Source organism: Nodosilinea nodulosa PCC 7104 (assembly GCF_000309385.1).
Classification (GTDB): Bacteria; Cyanobacteriota; Cyanobacteriia; order Phormidesmidales; family Phormidesmidaceae; genus Nodosilinea; species Nodosilinea nodulosa.
In genome coordinates this window covers 5,379,018-5,395,421 of the sequence record NZ_JH976537.1, presented here as the reverse complement: position 1 = coordinate 5,395,421, position 16,404 = coordinate 5,379,018, and the positions used below count along the sequence as shown (strand labels likewise).

General features: G+C 60.8%; 15 protein-coding genes. 7 read left to right on the top strand and 8 right to left on the bottom strand.

What is annotated here, in order from left to right:
* Positions 1-7: 7 nt before the first annotated feature.
* The 6 genes from LEPTO7104_RS0124970 to LEPTO7104_RS0124945 all read right to left on the bottom strand — a co-directional run bounded on the left by LEPTO7104_RS0124970 (position 8) and on the right by LEPTO7104_RS0124945 (position 4,950).
* The gene (locus LEPTO7104_RS0124970; RefSeq protein WP_225887040.1) at positions 8-796 is read right to left on the bottom strand and encodes a Crp/Fnr family transcriptional regulator; all 789 of its coding nucleotides are present in this window, start codon (positions 794-796) and stop codon (positions 8-10) included.
* Between the two features lie 475 nt (positions 797-1,271).
* Complete coding sequence (locus tag LEPTO7104_RS0124965; protein ID WP_017301321.1) at positions 1,272-1,583, bottom strand: NIL domain-containing protein; 312 nt, start codon at positions 1,581-1,583, stop codon at positions 1,272-1,274.
* Between the two features lie 82 nt (positions 1,584-1,665).
* The gene (locus tag LEPTO7104_RS0124960) at positions 1,666-1,923 is read right to left on the bottom strand and encodes a hypothetical protein (protein WP_017301320.1); all 258 of its coding nucleotides are present in this window, start codon (positions 1,921-1,923) and stop codon (positions 1,666-1,668) included.
* A gap of 15 nt (positions 1,924-1,938) precedes the next feature.
* Complete coding sequence (gene cysW, locus LEPTO7104_RS0124955) at positions 1,939-2,799, bottom strand: sulfate ABC transporter permease subunit CysW (RefSeq protein ID WP_017301319.1); 861 nt, start codon at positions 2,797-2,799, stop codon at positions 1,939-1,941.
* Positions 2,792-3,637 carry a sulfate ABC transporter permease subunit CysT gene (gene cysT / locus LEPTO7104_RS0124950; protein WP_017301318.1) on the bottom strand — a complete coding sequence of 282 codons (846 nt, stop codon included), beginning with the start codon at positions 3,635-3,637 and terminating at the stop codon, positions 2,792-2,794. Before cysT ends, cysW begins: the two co-directional genes overlap by 8 nt.
* Positions 3,638-3,936: 299 nt before the next feature.
* Complete coding sequence (locus LEPTO7104_RS0124945; RefSeq protein ID WP_017301317.1) at positions 3,937-4,950, bottom strand: sulfate ABC transporter substrate-binding protein; 1,014 nt, start codon at positions 4,948-4,950, stop codon at positions 3,937-3,939.
* Between the two features lie 363 nt (positions 4,951-5,313).
* Between LEPTO7104_RS0124945 and LEPTO7104_RS0124940 the strand changes: the two genes are divergently transcribed.
* Complete coding sequence (locus tag LEPTO7104_RS0124940) at positions 5,314-6,345, top strand: sulfate/molybdate ABC transporter ATP-binding protein (protein WP_017301316.1); 1,032 nt, start codon at positions 5,314-5,316, stop codon at positions 6,343-6,345.
* Between the two features lie 93 nt (positions 6,346-6,438).
* On the opposite strand, the gene LEPTO7104_RS35245 is transcribed toward LEPTO7104_RS0124940, so the two are convergent.
* Positions 6,439-6,993, bottom strand: a complete 555-nt coding sequence (locus LEPTO7104_RS35245; protein WP_017301315.1) for a hypothetical protein — start codon at positions 6,991-6,993, stop codon at positions 6,439-6,441.
* A 130-nt stretch (positions 6,994-7,123) separates the two neighbouring features.
* On the opposite strand from LEPTO7104_RS35245, the gene LEPTO7104_RS0124930 reads away from it, so the two are divergent.
* The 5 genes from LEPTO7104_RS0124930 (at position 7,124) to LEPTO7104_RS0124910 (ending at position 11,875) form a co-directional block, all read left to right on the top strand.
* Positions 7,124-7,807, top strand: a complete 684-nt coding sequence (locus LEPTO7104_RS0124930) for a response regulator transcription factor (protein WP_017301314.1) — start codon at positions 7,124-7,126, stop codon at positions 7,805-7,807.
* Positions 7,804-9,348 (top strand): sensor histidine kinase, encoded by a 1,545-nt coding sequence (locus LEPTO7104_RS35240; protein ID WP_017301313.1) that lies wholly within the window; start codon positions 7,804-7,806, stop codon positions 9,346-9,348. Before LEPTO7104_RS0124930 ends, LEPTO7104_RS35240 begins: the two co-directional genes overlap by 4 nt.
* Before the next feature lie 193 nt (positions 9,349-9,541).
* Complete coding sequence (locus LEPTO7104_RS0124920) at positions 9,542-10,273, top strand: TPM domain-containing protein (RefSeq protein ID WP_017301312.1); 732 nt, start codon at positions 9,542-9,544, stop codon at positions 10,271-10,273.
* Positions 10,274-10,351: 78 nt separating this feature from the next.
* The gene (locus LEPTO7104_RS0124915) at positions 10,352-10,930 is read left to right on the top strand and encodes a GNAT family N-acetyltransferase (RefSeq protein ID WP_017301311.1); all 579 of its coding nucleotides are present in this window, start codon (positions 10,352-10,354) and stop codon (positions 10,928-10,930) included.
* Positions 10,931-11,032: 102 nt separating this feature from the next.
* The gene (locus LEPTO7104_RS0124910; RefSeq protein ID WP_017301310.1) at positions 11,033-11,875 is read left to right on the top strand and encodes a class I SAM-dependent methyltransferase; all 843 of its coding nucleotides are present in this window, start codon (positions 11,033-11,035) and stop codon (positions 11,873-11,875) included.
* 24 nt (positions 11,876-11,899) lie between these two features.
* Here the strand turns inward: LEPTO7104_RS0124910 and LEPTO7104_RS35235 are convergent, their stop codons facing one another.
* On the bottom strand, positions 11,900-14,137 hold the full coding sequence (locus LEPTO7104_RS35235) for a hybrid sensor histidine kinase/response regulator (protein WP_017301309.1): 2,238 nt from the start codon (positions 14,135-14,137) through the stop codon (positions 11,900-11,902).
* Between the two features lie 176 nt (positions 14,138-14,313).
* Between LEPTO7104_RS35235 and LEPTO7104_RS41290 the strand changes: the two genes are divergently transcribed.
* On the top strand, positions 14,314-16,404 hold a 2,091-nt coding region (locus LEPTO7104_RS41290), incomplete at its 3' end, for a cobaltochelatase subunit CobN (protein WP_196358149.1).

Genomic DNA, 16,404 nt, shown 5'->3' with positions numbered 1-16,404 from the left:
TAGACATCTACTTTAGGGGCCACCACGATACCTTATCGCGCGTGGCGCCGTACACCTCTTTTAACCCCTCCGGGTCGACCACCTCCACCTGGTCGCTGGCCGACTCCGAGGCTTTGTTGGTCTGAATGTAGCCCGCCTTGGTCAGCCCCTTCAGCACCTGCTCCACGGTGCGGTGGTTGAGCTGACAGGCGCGGGCAATCAGGTCAATGGGCAGGTCAAAGCAGTAGCTTTGGGCCTGGGGCTGAACCGCTAAACCGCCCAGGCTGCGCTCCTGATAGATCAGCGCCCGCAGCAGGGCCGCCACTGCCTGAGGCGGGTAGGTGCTGCAATTGAGCAGGTGGTACTGAAACTTTTCCCGCAGCTCAAACAGCAGCATGTAGCGCTGGCGAAAGGTCTCGCTTTGGTCATACAGGGCCTGCACCGTTTGCACCGGCACCTTGATCACGTCGGTGGTTTTATAGGCCTCCACCAGGCTGGGGAAAGATCGCGCCACCGAGCCAAACCCCACCGGCAGGTTGCGCATGCCAAAACAGCCGCCGGGATAGGTCATGGCAATCACCCGATCGAGGGGGGTGCTGCGCATGATCACCGGACCGCCCTCGACCACCACGTACAGGTAATCTAGCCAGTCCTGGGGGCGAAAAGCCGTATAGACAGGCCGATTCGAGTAAAGCTTTTCGGTCACCAGGGCCAGGTGGTCAAGATCTTGGAGCAGGGTTTCATCCCCAAGGCCTGCGAACAAAAAACTTGTCGTGGTCAAAGTCTCCACCGTTTTTAGCGGTAAACTCTGGCCCATTTGCCTTGCCATACTGCGCTACAGGGTCGCTACCCCGCCATTGTCGCGCGAAACCTACGCTTGCTCAACGCATCTCCGCGTTATTCTCCATGGCAGCGCCCTAGATTGGGCCTGAAATTGCGCAGGGCCGCTATCGCTGGGCGGTTTACGGGGCGAACTGGAACAGCCGACGGGTAGGTTAGGACATTTCTCAGAGGCAGCGTTCGAACGTTTGAACGTTCTCAACGTCTCTCGGTGTCCTAACTAACCTGAGTTCGGGCTAAAGAAATTCTCTGCAAAAACAGGTTTGCTATCCCCTCCTGGGAGGGGCAGGGGTGGGTTTCCCGGGGCTAGCGGTGGAATTTCACCGTATTCAGTCGAGTAATTGCTATAGCCGTTTTGACCCACCCCGCCCTCCGAGCACCCCTCCAAAGGAGGGGACGGCGTTATCCCGAACTGAGGTTAACTAACCTGACGGAGGCTATAGATAGATGCCCTAGTAGCCATCGTCGGCATCGGTGTCGAACCAGAGGTCGGCCTCTATCTCTATCAAGTCGAGCAGGGCTTCATATACGGTGCCGGCCCGACCCTCAATGGCCAGGTCAAACCAGCCGTCTTCCTGGCCGTTGGACCCCAGCAGGCCACCCAGAATGTTGATCTTGAGTCCGTAGCGGTTGATCAGGTTAGACATCACCGGGTCGGAGTGCCGTGCTTTGGGAATGCGGATCTGCACCTGGGTTTGAATTAAGCTGTCGGGCGCTTTTAGCCGCAGCGCCTCAAGCCCATAGTTGGGAGATATGGATGCCATTGTCGAGGTTACCTACTCAAGATGGTGTTTAGATTTCGAGGGAACGTGCGGGGTTAGGCTTACTACTGAAACCGATGGGCGACTAAGGCCCAGCCAACAGGGTCTGGGCTTTGCGGGCCACCCGCCGGAGCAGAAGATTCTCCCGATCCAGCCGATGGCGAGCTGAACTGGCCCGGTGCCACAGCAGACTGGGCAACGTAATCGGGCTGAGCAGCACGACCAGCATCAAAAACCCGCCCGCCGGGCCGCCTTCCCTGGGTTGAGCTTGCTCTTTTAGGAATGGGGTGATGAGGAGCAGCAGCGTTAGTAACGATGTCAAACAGTAGAGTTTTAGCAGCATGGTTTGTAGGGTTAATCAGTGATGGTCGGGGCGCAGACCGGCGCTGCGCTCTAGGCAAACCTTGAGCACCAGGGTGACTACGGCCAGGCAGGCCAGCAGCAGCGCGGCGGTGTAGGCTCCCTGGGTGTTGTACTGCACGTGGGCTTCTTCGATAAACAGGGGCAGCGTCTGGGTTTTGCCGGAAATATTGCCCGAGACCACCGCTACCGCCCCAAACTCGCCCATGGCGCGGGCATTGCAGAGAATTAGCCCGTAGAGCAGGCTCCAGCGAATGGAGGGCAGGGTGACGCGCCAGAAGGTTTGCCAGGGGGTGGCCCCCAGGGTGGCGGCGGCTTCCTCTTGCTCGGTGCCGTTTTCTTCGAGGGCGGGCAGCACCTCGCGGGCGATAAAGGGCATGGTGACAAAGATGGTGGCCATCACAATGCCGGGCAGAGCGAAAATAATCTGAACCCCCGAGGCCTCCAGCAGTGGCCCAAACCAGCCCTGTTTGCCAAACAGCAGCACCAGCATCAGGCCCGCCACCACGGGGGAGATCGAGAAGGGCAGATCGATGATGCTGATCAGCAGCGACCGGCCGGGGAAGGTTTTGTTCGCCACCGCGATCGCTGCACACAGGCCAAACACCGTATTCAGCGGCACCGTAATCACCGTGGCGATCAGCGTCAGCTCGACCGCATGCAAAAAAGCGCGATCGCTAAAGGTCGCCACCAGGCCCGGCAGGCCCCCCTGCATCGCCTGGACAAATACATTCAGCGCTGGCACCAGCAAAATCAGCGCCAGATAGCCCACCACAAAGGCAATTAAGAGCCACTTTCCCCCCAGGGGGGCCGACGAAGGCCGGGCCGCCGCCGATTGATCCAAAGCAGAATTAGCCATACATGCGCCTCCCGCGCGCCTGAATGAGGTTAATGACCAGCAGCACCGCCAGAGAAATCAGCAGCAGCACCGTACCGATTACCGTTGCCCCGGCGTAGTCAAACTGCTCGAGCCGCTGAATGATCAGCACCGGGGCAATCAGATCTTGAAAGGGAATATTGCCCGCAATCAGCACCACCGAGCCGTATTCCCCCACCGCCCGCGAAAACCCCATCGCCACCCCGGTCAGCACAGCGGGCATCAGCGGCGGCAAAATCACCCGGCAGAAGGTCTGCCATCGGTTCGCCCCCATCGACCAGGCCGCCTCTTCCATTTCCACCTCCAGGGCTTGCAGCACCGGCTGCACCGCACGCACCACAAAGGGCAGCGAAATAAAGATCATCGCCACCAGCACCCCCAGCCGGGTAAACGACACCCGCAGGCCAAAGGGTTCTAAAAACCCGCCAACCCAGCCGCTGGTGCTGTAGATGGTCGAAAGGGTCAGCCCCGCCACCGCCGTCGGCAGGGCGAAGGGCAGGTCGATGGCGGCATCGAGCAGGCGCTTGCCCGGAAACTCGTAGCGCACCAGCACCCAGGCAATAATTAATCCGGCAAAGCCGTTGATGGTGCCCGCCGCCAGAGCGGTGACAAAGGTGACGTTATAGGTGGAAAGCGCCACCGGGTCGGTGGCAATGCGCCAGATCTCCTGGGGGTTGAGGGTAATGGCTTTGAGCACGAGGGCCGCGATCGGCAGAAACAAAAACAGCGCCAGGTACAGCCAGGTAATCCGCCAGGGCCAGGAGGCTTGGCTAATTTGGTACCAAACGTTCCGAAGAGGGTTGGGTTGGGTCGAGGTCATAGGTCTGGGCCAGCGCATCGGTGGGCATTTGTGTGGATTGCCGGGGCTTAAGAGGGCGTTTGAAACGTGATCTGCTGTAGCCTCAGCCACCTGCTGATCCCCCCTGCCCCCCTTAAAAAGGGGGGTAAAAGGCTCCCTTTTCATAGACGCTTGCGGCTTCCCGCAGGGTAGGGGGATTCAGGGGGATCTCCACTTTTGCTACGAAAAATAGGACTTTTCAAACATCTTGTGAGGGGTGGCGTAGGGGCATTGCACATACATGCCCCTACAAATTGGGTGTGACCAAACGGAATTCGGCCCTACTTGCCGACTTTGGATTGAATCTGGTCAAAGATGGCCCCATCGGCGAAGAACTTCGTCTGCACGGCATCCCAGCCGCCCAGGTCAGCCACCGTAAAGAGCTTGTTGACCTTGGGGTACTGGCTGGCAAACTCCTCAGCCACGCCGGGGTCTACGGGGCGGAAACCCACCTTGGCAAACTCCCGCTGGGCCTCGGGGGTAAACAAAAACTGGACGAACGCTTCGGCCACCTTGCGGGTGCCGTGCTTGTCGACGTTGGCATCGACTACCGCAATGGGGTTGTCGATGGAGATATTCACGTCGGGAACGATGAAGGGCTGTTTTTCGCCCTTTTGGGCCGCCAGCAGCACCTCGTTTTCGTAGTTGATCAGCACGTCGCCCTGGCCCCGCTGGTAAAACACGTCGGTGGCTTCGCGGGCGTCCTTGGGCAGCACGGGCACGTGGCTAAACACCTTGGTGGCAAAGTCTAGGGCGATGGCGTCATCTTTGCCGTTCTGGGTATTTGCGCCCCACAGGGCCAGAAAGTTCCAGCGGGCACCGCCGGAGGTTTTGGGGTTGGCGGTGACCACTTGCACATCGTCGCGGGCCAGGTCCTCCCAACCCTGAATGTTTTTGGGATTGCCCTCGCGCATCACCAGCGCCGCCACCGACTTGTGGACGATCGCATCGTTGGGGGCTTCTTTTTCCCAGCCGGGTTCAATCAGGCCGCCCTCTTCCAGCTTTTTAGTGTCCAGGGCCAGGGCCAGGGCCACGACATCGGCCTCTAGGCCGTCGAGCACGGCCCGAGTTTGGGAGCCCGAGCCGCCGTAGCTCTGGTCAAAGGTGACATCCTGGCCGGTTTGCTCCTTCCACTGCTTGGTGAACTGCGGAATGATTTGCTCGTAGGCGGCCTGGGTGACGGCGTAGGAAACCAGGGTGAGTTCGACCGGGGCGGTATCGCCCGCGCCCGCCTCTGGGGTCGGTGTGGTACTGCCGCAGGCGGCCAGGGTACCCGCCAGCCCCAGCCCGACCATGAACAATATTGCCCGCCGCGAGAGCGATCGAGACCCGCGTCGGGCCAGGGCATAGCCAAAGGGCTGGAACTTGGGTCGATGGGGCGACGGCTGAGGTGATGTCATAGGGGCTTCTCCAAAAAAACTCCGGCATCCCGATAGGGATTTCGATGGTTACGTCTACGGACTGTATCACGCAATTCTAAATTTGTATTCAAATTCATTTTTAATTCAATCACAATTTGATTTAAGTTTGATTGAAGTTTATTTTAGATTTTGTTGTGTTTTAATTGTGAGTGGGTTAGATTTATGGGCGATCGCGGTCTGAGCGCTGGTCGCATGGGCTGTGGAGCTGCGAAGCACTGTAGAGTTTGGGAAAATCCCGTGGGAATCAAAGTCGAAAACGTTTCAAAGCGATTTGGCGAATTTCAGGCCCTAGAGCCGATCGATCTGGAGGTCAAGACCGGATCGCTGGTGGCGCTGCTGGGGCCATCGGGCTCGGGCAAGTCGACCCTGCTGCGGGTGATTGCCGGTCTAGAGCAGCCCGACACCGGCAGAATTTATATCTCGGCCCGCGACGCCACCGCCAAAACCGTGCAAGACCGCCAGGTGGGCTTTGTGTTTCAGCACTACGCGCTGTTTAAGCACCTCACCGTGCGCAGAAACATCGCCTTTGCCCTGGAGCTGCAAAAGTGGCCCCAGGCGCGGATCAAAAATCGGGTCGATACGCTGCTGGAGCTGGTGCAGCTGGGGGGGCTGGGCGATCGCTACCCGGCCCAGCTCTCCGGCGGGCAGCGGCAGCGGGTGGCCCTGGCTCGGGCGCTGGCGATCGAACCCCAGGTGCTGCTGCTCGACGAGCCCTTTGGAGCATTGGACGCCAAGGTGCGCAAAGACCTGCGCGACTGGCTGCGCCACCTGCACAACGATGTGCGGGTCACCACCGTCTTTGTCACCCACGACCAGGAGGAGGCGATGGAAATTGCCGACGAAATTGTGGTGATGAGCCACGGGCGGGTCGAGCAGGTAGGCTCCCCCGCTGAGGTCTACGAAAACCCGGCCACGCCCTTTGTGATGAGCTTTATTGGCGCCGTCAACGTGCTCTCCCCCGACAACACCTGGAAGGCGCTCCACCACGACGCTCCCGCCCACGGGGAGGTCTTTTTGCGGCCCCACGACGTCGAGCTTTTTCTCGACCCGCGAGGGGCCAGCGCTGCCGCCACGGTAGCCCACATCATTCACCTGGGCTGGACCATCCGGGTTGAGCTAACCCTCGAAAACGGCCACCCGATTACCGCCCACATCAACCGCGAGCAGTACCGCGAGCTGGGTCTGGAGGCGGGGCAACAGGTCTACCTGCGGGCCAAGCTCATCCACAGCTTTGCCCCAGCGCCGAGCTACGCATCGGCGGTGGCCTAACGCTCCGGGCCGATCCAACAAAGCGCCCTGGGAACGAGTCGCCTTCGACTGCGTTCCCAGGGCGCTGAAGTTAGGGGCCGGGTTTGAGAATCCTTAGCCCTCGGGGGCGGGCGGTTGACAGTCGGGGCCGCCGTGGCCCCGGCCCATGTTGCTGCGCAGGGCCTCCCGGAGGTCGGCTTCGCTCACCCCCAGCTTCGTCGCGGCGGCAGCCAGATCGGGGCGGGGCGGGGGTTCGGCAGGCAGGCCCAGGGCCGATCTCAGGTCGGCTTCGCTAATCCCCAGCTGGGTGGAAGCATTGGTCAGGCGCTGACCGCGATCGCCTCGTTCACCGCTGCGCAGGGCATTCCGCAGGTCGGTTTCGCTAATCCCCAGCTGGGTGGCGGCGGCAGCCAGATCGGGGCGTTGCGGGGGTTCGGCAGGTAGACCCAGGGCATCTTTGAGGGCGGCTTCACTGACCCCCAGCTGGGCAGCGGCGGCGGCCAGCCCCTCACCGTGGCCCCGGCCCTGCCCCCCAGGCTGCTGGCCCATTTCAGTTTGACCGGGCTGGGCGGGGGGAGTTTGGTTGGTTTGGCTAAAGGCGGCTAGCCCCAGGCTGCCCACCAGGGCGGTGGCGAGACCAGCGGTAATCAGTGAGCGGTGTATTACCATCGGTGATTTGCTCCGGTATTGTTGGGTTGACGATCCCTATTAAGCCTGGGCACTATGGCAAAACCATGACCGCTAAATTACAGCTTTGTCATTTTTGCGGCCCGCTGGCGGTGCTAGGCTGTGAGCGCCTATGAACGTTTTATTAATAGAAGACGAAGCTAGAATTGCCAGCTTTGTGGCCCAGGGTCTTCAGGAGCAGGGGTTTGTGGTCGAGACCTGCAACCACGGCACCGAGGGCTATGCCCTGGCCACCGATCGCACCTACGATGTGGTGCTGCTCGATATTATGGTGCCGGGCATGGACGGGCTGGCTATTCTCAAGGCGCTGCGGGGGGCAGGGCAGGCTGTGCCGATCATTTTAATTACCGCCCGCAACGAGCTAGACGATCGCCTGGCCGGGCTCAACCTGGGGGCCGACGACTATATCGCCAAGCCCTTTTATGTAGAGGAACTGGTGGCCCGTATTCACGCGGTGGTGCGGCGCACCAGCGGCGATCGCCAGAACATGCTGGCGGCAGGCCCCCTGCGCCTCGATCGCATCAGCCGCGATGTCACCTGCGGCGACCAGCGAGTGGAGCTGACCGCCAGGGAGTTTAACCTGCTGGAGTACCTGATGCGATCGCCGGGCCGCGTGTTCACCCGCACCCAAATTTTGGAGCATGTCTGGGGCTACGACTTTAACCCCAGCACCAACGTGGTCGATGTGGCCATTCAGCGGCTGCGCAAAAAGCTCGACCCCCTGGAGGCCGCCCATTGGATCGAGAGCGTGCGGGGAGTCGGCTACCGCTTTCGCGCGGCGGAGGGCAGCGGATGAGCCAACCCCCTGGCCACAGTTCGCACCATCGCTACCACCTCTCCCTGCGGCTGCGGCTGGCGCTGTGGTCTGCGGCCCTGGCCGGGGGCGCGCTGCTGGGCTTTGCCCTGCTCTCAAGCTGGCTGATCTACCAGGCCAAACTCGATCGCCTCGATGCCCGCCTGGGGCGCACCGGGCCGCTGGCTCGCCCCGACGGCCCCGGCGGCAATCGCGGGGCTCTGTCCCCAGACCCCGAGGCGGCTCTGCCCCCCAATCCCGAGGCGATTCTGGCCCAGGACCTGGGCCTGGCCACCGATGCCGAAGTGGGGCTTTTACTGGTCAACCGGACGGGGACTGTGGTCTACCAGTCGCCCCACTGGCCCGGCTCGATCGCCCCCCTGGCGCCGCCCGATCTGTCCCAGGATCTGTCCCAGGGCCAATCTCAGGACCAGTCCCAGGGCCAATTTCAGGGGCGATCCCAGGGGCGACTTTGGCGGGGGCCACACCGCCTGATGACGGTACGAACCGCCGACGGCCCCTGGCGATTGTCGGTGCGGGCCACGCCCATGGGTCAGGTGGCGATCGCGGTCAACCTCGCCGCCGTCAGACAGGAGATGGCCACCCTGCGGCGCATCTATCTGCTGACCATTCCAGGGCTGCTGCTGGCCATTGGCGGCGGGGCCTGGACGCTGGCCGGGCAGGCCCTGCAACCCGTGCGCCAGCTCAGCCAGAGTATCGATCGCGTCACCGCCCAGGGCCTCGCACAGCGCCTGCCCGCCAACCCCGACCCCGAGTTTGCGCCGCTGATCCTGGCCTTTAACGCCATGCTTGAGCGGCTAGAGCGCAGCTTTCACCAGGCCTCTCGCTTTAGCGGCGACGCCGCCCACGAGCTGAAAACCCCCCTCACCATTCTCCAGGGCGAGCTGGAGCAGGCGATCCAGCAGGTCGAGCCGGGGTCGCCTGCCCAGCAGACCCTGGGCCAGCTGCTGGCCCAGGTGCACCACCTGGGCAGTATTGTGCGCAAGCTGCTGCTGCTGTCGCTGGCCGATGCCGGTCAGATGAGCATTCTGCGCCAGCCCGTCGATTTCAGCGCCCTGGTGCAGGATCAGTTGGAGGACCTGTCGCTGCTGGCCCCCGATCTGGCGGTCAGGGCGGAGATTGAGCCGGGGCTGGTGGTGGCGGGCGATCGCGATCTGCTTGTTCAGGTGGTGCAAAACCTGATCACCAACGCCGCCAAGTACAACCTGCCCCAGGGCTGGGTGCGAGTCCAGGCCCATCGGCAGCCCCAGCAGGTACACCTCACCCTGGCCAACGCCACCGTCCCCCTCACCGCCACGGCGGCCAGCCACCTGTTCGATCGCTTTTATCGCGGCGAAACCGCCCGCACCCACCCCACCGAAGGCCTGGGTCTGGGCCTGAGCCTGGCCCGCGAAATTGCCCGCGCCCACGGCGGCGACCTGGTGCTGGCCCCCAGCCCTCCCGGGGAAGCCCACTTTAGCCTGCACCTGCCGATCTACCAGCCCACCCGCGCCCAGGGTCAGAGAAATATTAGCGCTATGTAAACAACTGTTAACAAAGGTATAGACTAAATTAAGGAAAATGTTCCACCATTGGCCTTACTTGGGCTGTCGGTGGGTTGCCTCAGTCATTTTGGTCAATGTTGTGGTCAGTTTCATGTTTTTACGACAAGTCAGTATGAGACACGCGCTAAACGTTCTAATCATTTGTGTCGTCAGCCTCTGTGCCTGGCTGCCCATGGCCCCGGCCCTTGCCTACGACAACCCCGAACTCCTGCCCGACACCCAGACGTCTATTATTGACCTGGCCAAGTCCCTCACCTCCCGCCAGGAAGAAGACCTGGAAACTCAGCTCAACGACTTTGAAACCGAGACCGGCTGGAAGCTGCGGGTGCTGACCCAGTACGACCAAACCCCAGGCCGCGCGGTCAAAGATTTTTGGGGCCTCGACGATCGCAGCATTATGCTGGTGGCCGACCCCCGAGGCGGCAACCTGCTCAACTTTAGCGTTGGCGATGCCGTCTACGATCTGTTGCCCCGCACCTTCTGGATTGAACTCCAGACCCGCTACGGCAACCAGTTCTTTGTGCGCGAAAACGGCGAAGACAACTCCATTCTCAGCGCCCTGGAGTCGATTGAGGGCTGCCTGCGCCAGGGGGGCTGCAACGTGGTGCCCGGCCTGCCCCAGGAGCAGTGGGTGCTGACCCTGATTACCTCCGTGGTGGGGGGCATCATCTGCGGATTTGCCGCCCATCCCCGCAAACCGGGCCAGATTCTGGCCTGGCAGTGGGTGCTGATCTTTTCGCCCCTGTGGGGAATTTTGTTCTTTGCCTTTGGCCTCGGCCCGGTGGTGACGCGCACCAGCGACTGGCTGCCCCTCACCCGCAACGTGGCCGGGTTTTTGATTGGGGCGCTGGTGGCCTACCTGACCCCGGCTTTTGGTGGTCCCGCCCCTAACTCAGAAACCTAGAGCCAAGCCAAGCGGCCTAAAAACAGAATTCGGGCTGATTGAACTGTCGGCAGAAGAGTGATTTCAGCTCCGTGCCGAGTGGCCTACAATGATTTCATCGTGCAGCGCAATTCCTTTGCTATGGAGCTTAGCGTTCGTGACGGTTTTTACTTGACCAGCGTCTATCCCAGTGACAAGGACGCTTATTTAGAGCATCTCAACGATAGGAGCATCTCTGACGCAATTCCTTTTCTTCCTTATCCCTACACAGAATCTGAAGCAGATTGGTGGATACAGCATCGCCTTAAGATTTTAAGTGAGCAGGGGAAGGAAATATCTTTTGTGCTCCGTAATCCTGAAGGCTATTTGATTGGCTCAGTTGGCATCGATACGCTCAGGATAGGCGAAGCCCATAGAGCAGAAGTTGGGTACTGGCTAGCCAGCAACTATCGCGGTCAGGGATTAATCAGTTCTGCTCTGAATGTATTTATTCAGCATGCGTTTGATAGCCTTGAAGTATCTCGGCTCACTGCTCACACCCTTGATTTCAATGCAGCGTCAGCAAGAATTCTGGAGAAGAATAAATTTTCTTTGGAGGGATGCTTAAGGCAACACACAAGGACTCGAAACGGTATATTTGACACATTGATTTGGGGTTTGCTCAAGAGCGACTGGTGATTGCTCGGTTTGATAATGGTGGGCTGTTTGAGTTGTTGGCTGAAGCAGAATATTGCGGTTTTCTGATCGAGTCTAGAAACTTAAATCTAGCGGCTTAAACAAATGGATTACAGCGACCTGAAGCAGGCGATCGGCAACTACTCAATCAGAGACCTGGAGCAGCGCAAAAACTGGTATACTCCAGCCGCCGCTGCTTACAATGAGGTAAGGCCCCGCTATCCTCAAGAGCTGATTCGGCGCGTTGTAGACCTTACCCAACTCCCGTCCAACGCCAAAATTCTTGAGGTGGGATGCGGCCCCGCAACGGCAACGGTAGCCTTTGCCCAGCTAGGGTACCGGATGATTTGCCTGGAACCTAATCCAGATTTTTGTCGGCTGGCCCGGCAGAACTGCCGCTCGTATTCAAACGTAGACATTCAGAACACATCCTTCGAAGAATGGATGCTAGAGGCTGGCGAGTTTGATGCCGTTTTAGCGGCCAGTTCCTTTCACTGGATATCGCCAGAGGTGGGTTACCCAAAAGCAGCAAAGGCCTTACGGGAACGCGGCCACCTAATTTTATTGTGGAACAAAGAGCTTCAGCCTGCCTATGAGGTGTATCGGCGTTTGTCCGAAGTCTACCAAATTCATGCTCCATCCCTCGATCGCTACGAGGACAGAGAGACCCAGGAAAAGATTTTGCAGGGATTGGGCCAAATCGTTGAAGACTCAGGTCAATTCAAGCAGGTGGTATCCGCCAGTGTTGCCTCCGAGGTAACCTATACAACCGATCAATACTTGGCCCTTCTAAATACCTATTCCCCTTATCTAAAGCTAGAGCGTCAAAATAAGGATGCTTTGTTTGAGGGATTGAGGGACAAGATCGAGGCTGAATTTGATGGCTATCTACGGCTCTTCTATCTGTCTGCTTTCCACATTGCTCAAAAACGCCAGATGGCGGCATAGAACGCGGTATAGAACATAGTGCGGCTAATGATTGACCCCGAAAGAGGGCTGAGCGGTCATTGCCGCGTTGACAATAGACAGCAGCTGGCGGGGGTCGATGGGTTTACCGACGCAGTCGTCGGCCCCGGCCTTGAGGGCTTGCTCGGCCTGGGTATGGTCCTCTGGGTCAACGAGGGCCAGAATCTTTGGCTCCAGGGCGCCGGAGTCTTGGCGCAGGGCGGCGATAATATCGCTACCGTTGGCGCTGGCCAGGCTGAGGCTGGTGATGACGGCGGCGGGCTGAAGCAGCTCTACCTGGTCGAGCACCCGCGACCCGTCTACAATCCAGATCACCTGGTAGGCGGCGGCGGTGAGCATGTCGCAGATCAGGCTGGCGGTTTCCTCATTGTCTTCGACCAGGACAATGCGCCCGACCACGGGCTCGGCGGCAGGGGCTTCGGCCGCGGCCGCCGCTGCCGATCGCTGGAGGGGAATTCTGACCGTGAAGGTAGACCCCACCCCCACCTCAGAGCTAACTTTGATGGAGCCGCCGTGGAGTTCGACGAGCTGCTTGGTCAGGGCCAGCCCCAGCCCGGTGCCCTGGTGCTCGCGCTGGCGCACGCTTTCCAGCTGCTGAAATTTCTCAAACAGCAGCGGCTGGGCGGTCAGAGAAATGCCAATGCCGGTGTCTTCAATCTGAAAAACCGCGTCGTTTTGCTCCCGCCGCACCCGCAAAACGACTTTGCCGCTGGCCGGGGTAAACTTCACGGCGTTGCTGAGCAGATTGGCCAAAATTTGCCTCACCCGGCGGGGGTCGGCCACGAAGGTATCCTGGTTGTTGCTCAGCTTCAGGTCGAGGCCAATATCAATGGTGTTTTGGGCGGCTTCACTGCGAAAGGCGTCGACGCTCTGGCGGCACAGGGAGGTGAGGGAGAACTGCCGCAGGTCTAAGACGGTGCGACCGTTCTCGATTTTAGACACGTCCAAAATATCGTTGATGACGCGCAGCAGATGCTCGCCGCTGGTCTGAATAGTGGAGAGATAGTCGCGCTGGCGGGGGGTGAGTTCTCCCAGCGACCAGCGTTGCAGCGTGGCCGACATGCCAATGATGTAGGTCAGGGGAGTGCGCAGCTCGTGGCTCATGGTGGCCAAAAATTCGCTTTTGGCGCGGTTGGCGGCCTCGGCAGCCACCAGGGCATCGCGCAGATCCTGGGTGCGCTCAACCACGCAAACCTCGAGGTTTTGGGTCTGCTGCTGGAGCCGGTGGTAGAGCTGGGCCTGGTTGATGGCGATCGCCAGGTGTTCGGCAATGTGCTGCAAAAATTCGGTTTCCCAGGGCTGCCACTGGCGCAAGTCGTCGCACTGATGCACGATCAGCAGGCCCCAGAGGCGTTGCCCCACCAAAATGGGAGCCACAACCTTTGACTTGACCTGCACCTGCTGCAAGAAGGCCAGCATGCAGGGAATGTGGCGGTAGGTGTGGGCAACATCGTCAATGACGATCGGCTGCCCCTGGCGATAGTGCACCGCGCGATCGGGGTAGTCGGGATGATTTTGAAAGCAGAGATGCTCGGTGTAGTGGAGCACCGAGGGCAGACTGTCGAGCGATCGCGATTCGTAGGTAATGTAGCCAACGATGTCGGGGGGCTGGTCTGCCTCCGAATCGGCCTGGGCCGCAGAGTTGGCCTGGTCGAGAACCGTCGCCATTGGCCGGGTGGTGTCCGCCGGCGCCTGGTCAAACTGGTAGATCAGCAGGCGATCGGCCTGCAAAAAGCGGCGCACCTCGGCAACGGTCGTTTCGAGAATTTCGGCTAGCTCCAGACTGCCCTGAATTTTGGTGATCACCTGGTTGAGCAGCAGACGGCGCTCCTGCTGCCAGGTGATGGCGGTCTGGGACGGCGTTTCGGAGCCGCTGAGGTTGGTTTGGGCGCAGGCCTGCACCCAGGCGAGCATAAACTGGCCCAGGGCCTCCAGACTGGTGGCGGTCTGGGGCTCGGGCTGAATGCCGTGCTGGGCTAGCCACGCCGCCACGGCGCTGGCCTCGGCCAGTAACCCGACCAGGACGCGATCGCTGCGATCGGGCCGGGCCGTCACAACCACCGCCAGCTCTGGCCCCCGCAGACACCAAAAACTGCCGTCGTCAGCGGCGACGGCGGGCAGATCTTCCTCGGTGAGCAGAGTTAGCTGCTGCTGCTGGCTATACTGACGCAAAAACTGCCCCAGCAAAACCAGGGCAGCCCTGGGCATAGCCTGTTCGGTGCCACGGTCAATAAATTTAGGCATCCTTACATTTTGAGGCTGAATGCGCCCCGTGCGGTGGGCTGAAAGGGGGGTTCGGCGGAAGAAAGCCTTAAGGATTTAGCAGCCCTCATCGTAGCCCTGGTTTTGGCGCTACCCCGACTTACGCTAGAGTTCCTTCAGATTTGTCGTTGCCCCATTTGTTGTTCTAGAGAACGCCCATGCATCGCTTAGCGGCCACCCCCGGCGGCTGGACCCCAGAGACCGAGGGCGTTATTTTTGTCGAGCAAACGCCCGCCCCGCTGGTGTTTTTGACCGCCGCCGACACCGATATTCAAAGCCTCAGCCGGGCTAGGTTCCCGGCTGCATTCCCGGCCCTGCGGGTGGCCAGCTTACTACAGCTTCAGCAACAGCTGGCCATCGATACCTACGCCGACGACGTGCTGCGCCACGCCCAGATCATCGTGGTGCGCCTGCTGGGGGGCCGCGCCTACTGGCCCTACGGCCTGGAGGTGGTGAGGGACGTAGCAGCCGAAACCGGAGCTGCCCTGATGGTGCTGCCCGGCGACGATCGCCCCGCCCCCGACCTGATCAGTCACTCCACGGTGCCGCTGACGGTGGCCAATCAGCTGTGGCGCTACCTCAGCGAAGGCGGCGTAGAGAATATGGCGAATGGCCTGATGTGGGTTTGCGATCGCCTCCTCCACACCACCTTCCACCCCCCATCCCCCCATCCCATTCCCAACCTCGGAATCTACCCTTTCACTCCCCCATCCCCCCATCCCCCCATCCCCTCATCCCCCCATGTTGGCCTGCTGTTCTACCGTGCCCACTACCTGGCGGGCAACACCGCTCCCATCGACGCCCTCTGCGCGGCCCTGATTCAGCGCGGGCTAGTGCCGCTGCCGGTATTTGTCTCGTCGCTGCAAGACCCTGACGTCCAGGCCGAATTGGTAGACCTACTTCAGCCGAAGGCTGGTGACGGCATAGATCTGCTGCTGAATACCACCAGCTTTTCGGTGGCCAAGCTGGACGGGGCCACCCCCAACCTGGCCCTCTGGGAGCGCCTGGATGTGCCCGTGCTTCAGGTCATTCTCAGCGGCGGCACCCGAGTGGCCTGGGCCAGCCAGAGCCTCGGCCTTTCGCCCCGCGACATCGCCATGAACGTGGCCCTGCCGGAGGTCGATGGCCGCATCATCACCCGCGCCGTGTCGTTCAAGGCGACCAGCCAGCGCAGTGAAACCCTGGAAACCGACGTGGTCAGCTACGAACCCGTGGCCGATCGCATTGAGTTTGTGGCCGACCTGGCCGCCCAGTGGGCCAGCCTGCGCCGCACCCCGATCTGCGATCGCCGCATAGCCCTGGTGCTGGCCAACTACCCCAACCGCGATGGCCGCCTCGCCAACGGCGTCGGGCTGGATACCCCCCAGAGCGCGATCGAAGTCCTCCATGCCCTCAAAGCCGCAGGCTACACCGTGGCCGACATCCCCACCGATGGCGACGACCTCATCCGCCAACTCACCGCTGGGGTGACCAACGACCCCGAGGGCCAAGATTTTCGCCAGGTCCAGCAATCGCTGCCCATAACCGACTACCTCCGACATTTTGAAACCTTGCCCAAGGCCGTCCGTGAGGGCATCATCAATCGCTGGGGAGATGAGGAGGTGAGGAGATGGGGAGATGAGGAGACAGTCCAAAATCCAAAATCCAAAATCCAAAATCCCTCGCCCGCCAGCTTCCCCATTCCCGGTATCCAACTCGGCAACGTCTTCATCGGCATTCAGCCCAGCCGGGGCTACGATCTCGACCCTTCGCTCAACTACCATTCTCCAGATTTAGAACCCACCCACCACTACTTCGCCTTCTATACCTGGCTGCGCCACGGCTTTGGCGCGCAGGCGATCGTGCACCTGGGCAAGCACGGCAACCTGGAATGGCTGCCCGGCAAAGGCGTGGGCCTATCCCAGGACTGCTACCCCGAAGCCATGCTTGGCCCCATGCCGCACCTGTACCCCTTCATCGTCAACGACCCCGGCGAAGGCTCCCAGGCCAAGCGCCGCGCCCAGGCGGTAATCCTCGACCACCTGACGCCCCCCCTCACCCGCGCCGAACTCTACGGCCCCCTCGAAAAGCTCGAAGGCCTGGTAGATGAATACTACGAAGCCCAAAGCCTAGACCCCAGCCGTTTGCAGCCGATCGGCGATCGCATCCTCACCCTCCTGAGCGACACCCACCTCCTCAACGACCTTGCCCTCAACGCCCCCCCATCTCCCCCACCCTCCCCATCTCCCCACCCCCTCACCTCCCCATCT

What these genes read in the sequence shown, in the direction of transcription:
- LEPTO7104_RS0124965 (WP_017301321.1), bottom strand. Translation starts at nt 1,583, where the DNA reads ATGGCATCCATATCTCCCAACTATGGGCTTGAGGCGCTGCGGCTAAAA.
- cysW (WP_017301319.1), bottom strand. Translation starts at nt 2,799, where the DNA reads ATGGCTAATTCTGCTTTGGATCAATCGGCGGCGGCCCGGCCTTCGTCG.
- LEPTO7104_RS0124910 (WP_017301310.1), top strand. Translation starts at nt 11,033, where the DNA reads ATGGATTACAGCGACCTGAAGCAGGCGATCGGCAACTACTCAATCAGA.
- LEPTO7104_RS0124960 (WP_017301320.1), bottom strand. Translation starts at nt 1,923, where the DNA reads ATGCTGCTAAAACTCTACTGTTTGACATCGTTACTAACGCTGCTGCTC.
- LEPTO7104_RS0124920 (WP_017301312.1), top strand. Translation starts at nt 9,542, where the DNA reads ATGGCCCCGGCCCTTGCCTACGACAACCCCGAACTCCTGCCCGACACC.
- LEPTO7104_RS0124945 (WP_017301317.1), bottom strand. Translation starts at nt 4,950, where the DNA reads ATGGTCGGGCTGGGGCTGGCGGGTACCCTGGCCGCCTGCGGCAGTACC.
- cysT (WP_017301318.1), bottom strand. Translation starts at nt 3,637, where the DNA reads ATGACCTCGACCCAACCCAACCCTCTTCGGAACGTTTGGTACCAAATT.
- LEPTO7104_RS35240 (WP_017301313.1), top strand. Translation starts at nt 7,804, where the DNA reads ATGAGCCAACCCCCTGGCCACAGTTCGCACCATCGCTACCACCTCTCC.
- LEPTO7104_RS0124970 (WP_225887040.1), bottom strand. Translation starts at nt 796, where the DNA reads ATGGGCCAGAGTTTACCGCTAAAAACGGTGGAGACTTTGACCACGACA.
- LEPTO7104_RS35245 (WP_017301315.1), bottom strand. Translation starts at nt 6,993, where the DNA reads ATGGTAATACACCGCTCACTGATTACCGCTGGTCTCGCCACCGCCCTG.
- LEPTO7104_RS0124930 (WP_017301314.1), top strand. Translation starts at nt 7,124, where the DNA reads ATGAACGTTTTATTAATAGAAGACGAAGCTAGAATTGCCAGCTTTGTG.
- LEPTO7104_RS35235 (WP_017301309.1), bottom strand. Translation starts at nt 14,137, where the DNA reads ATGCCTAAATTTATTGACCGTGGCACCGAACAGGCTATGCCCAGGGCT.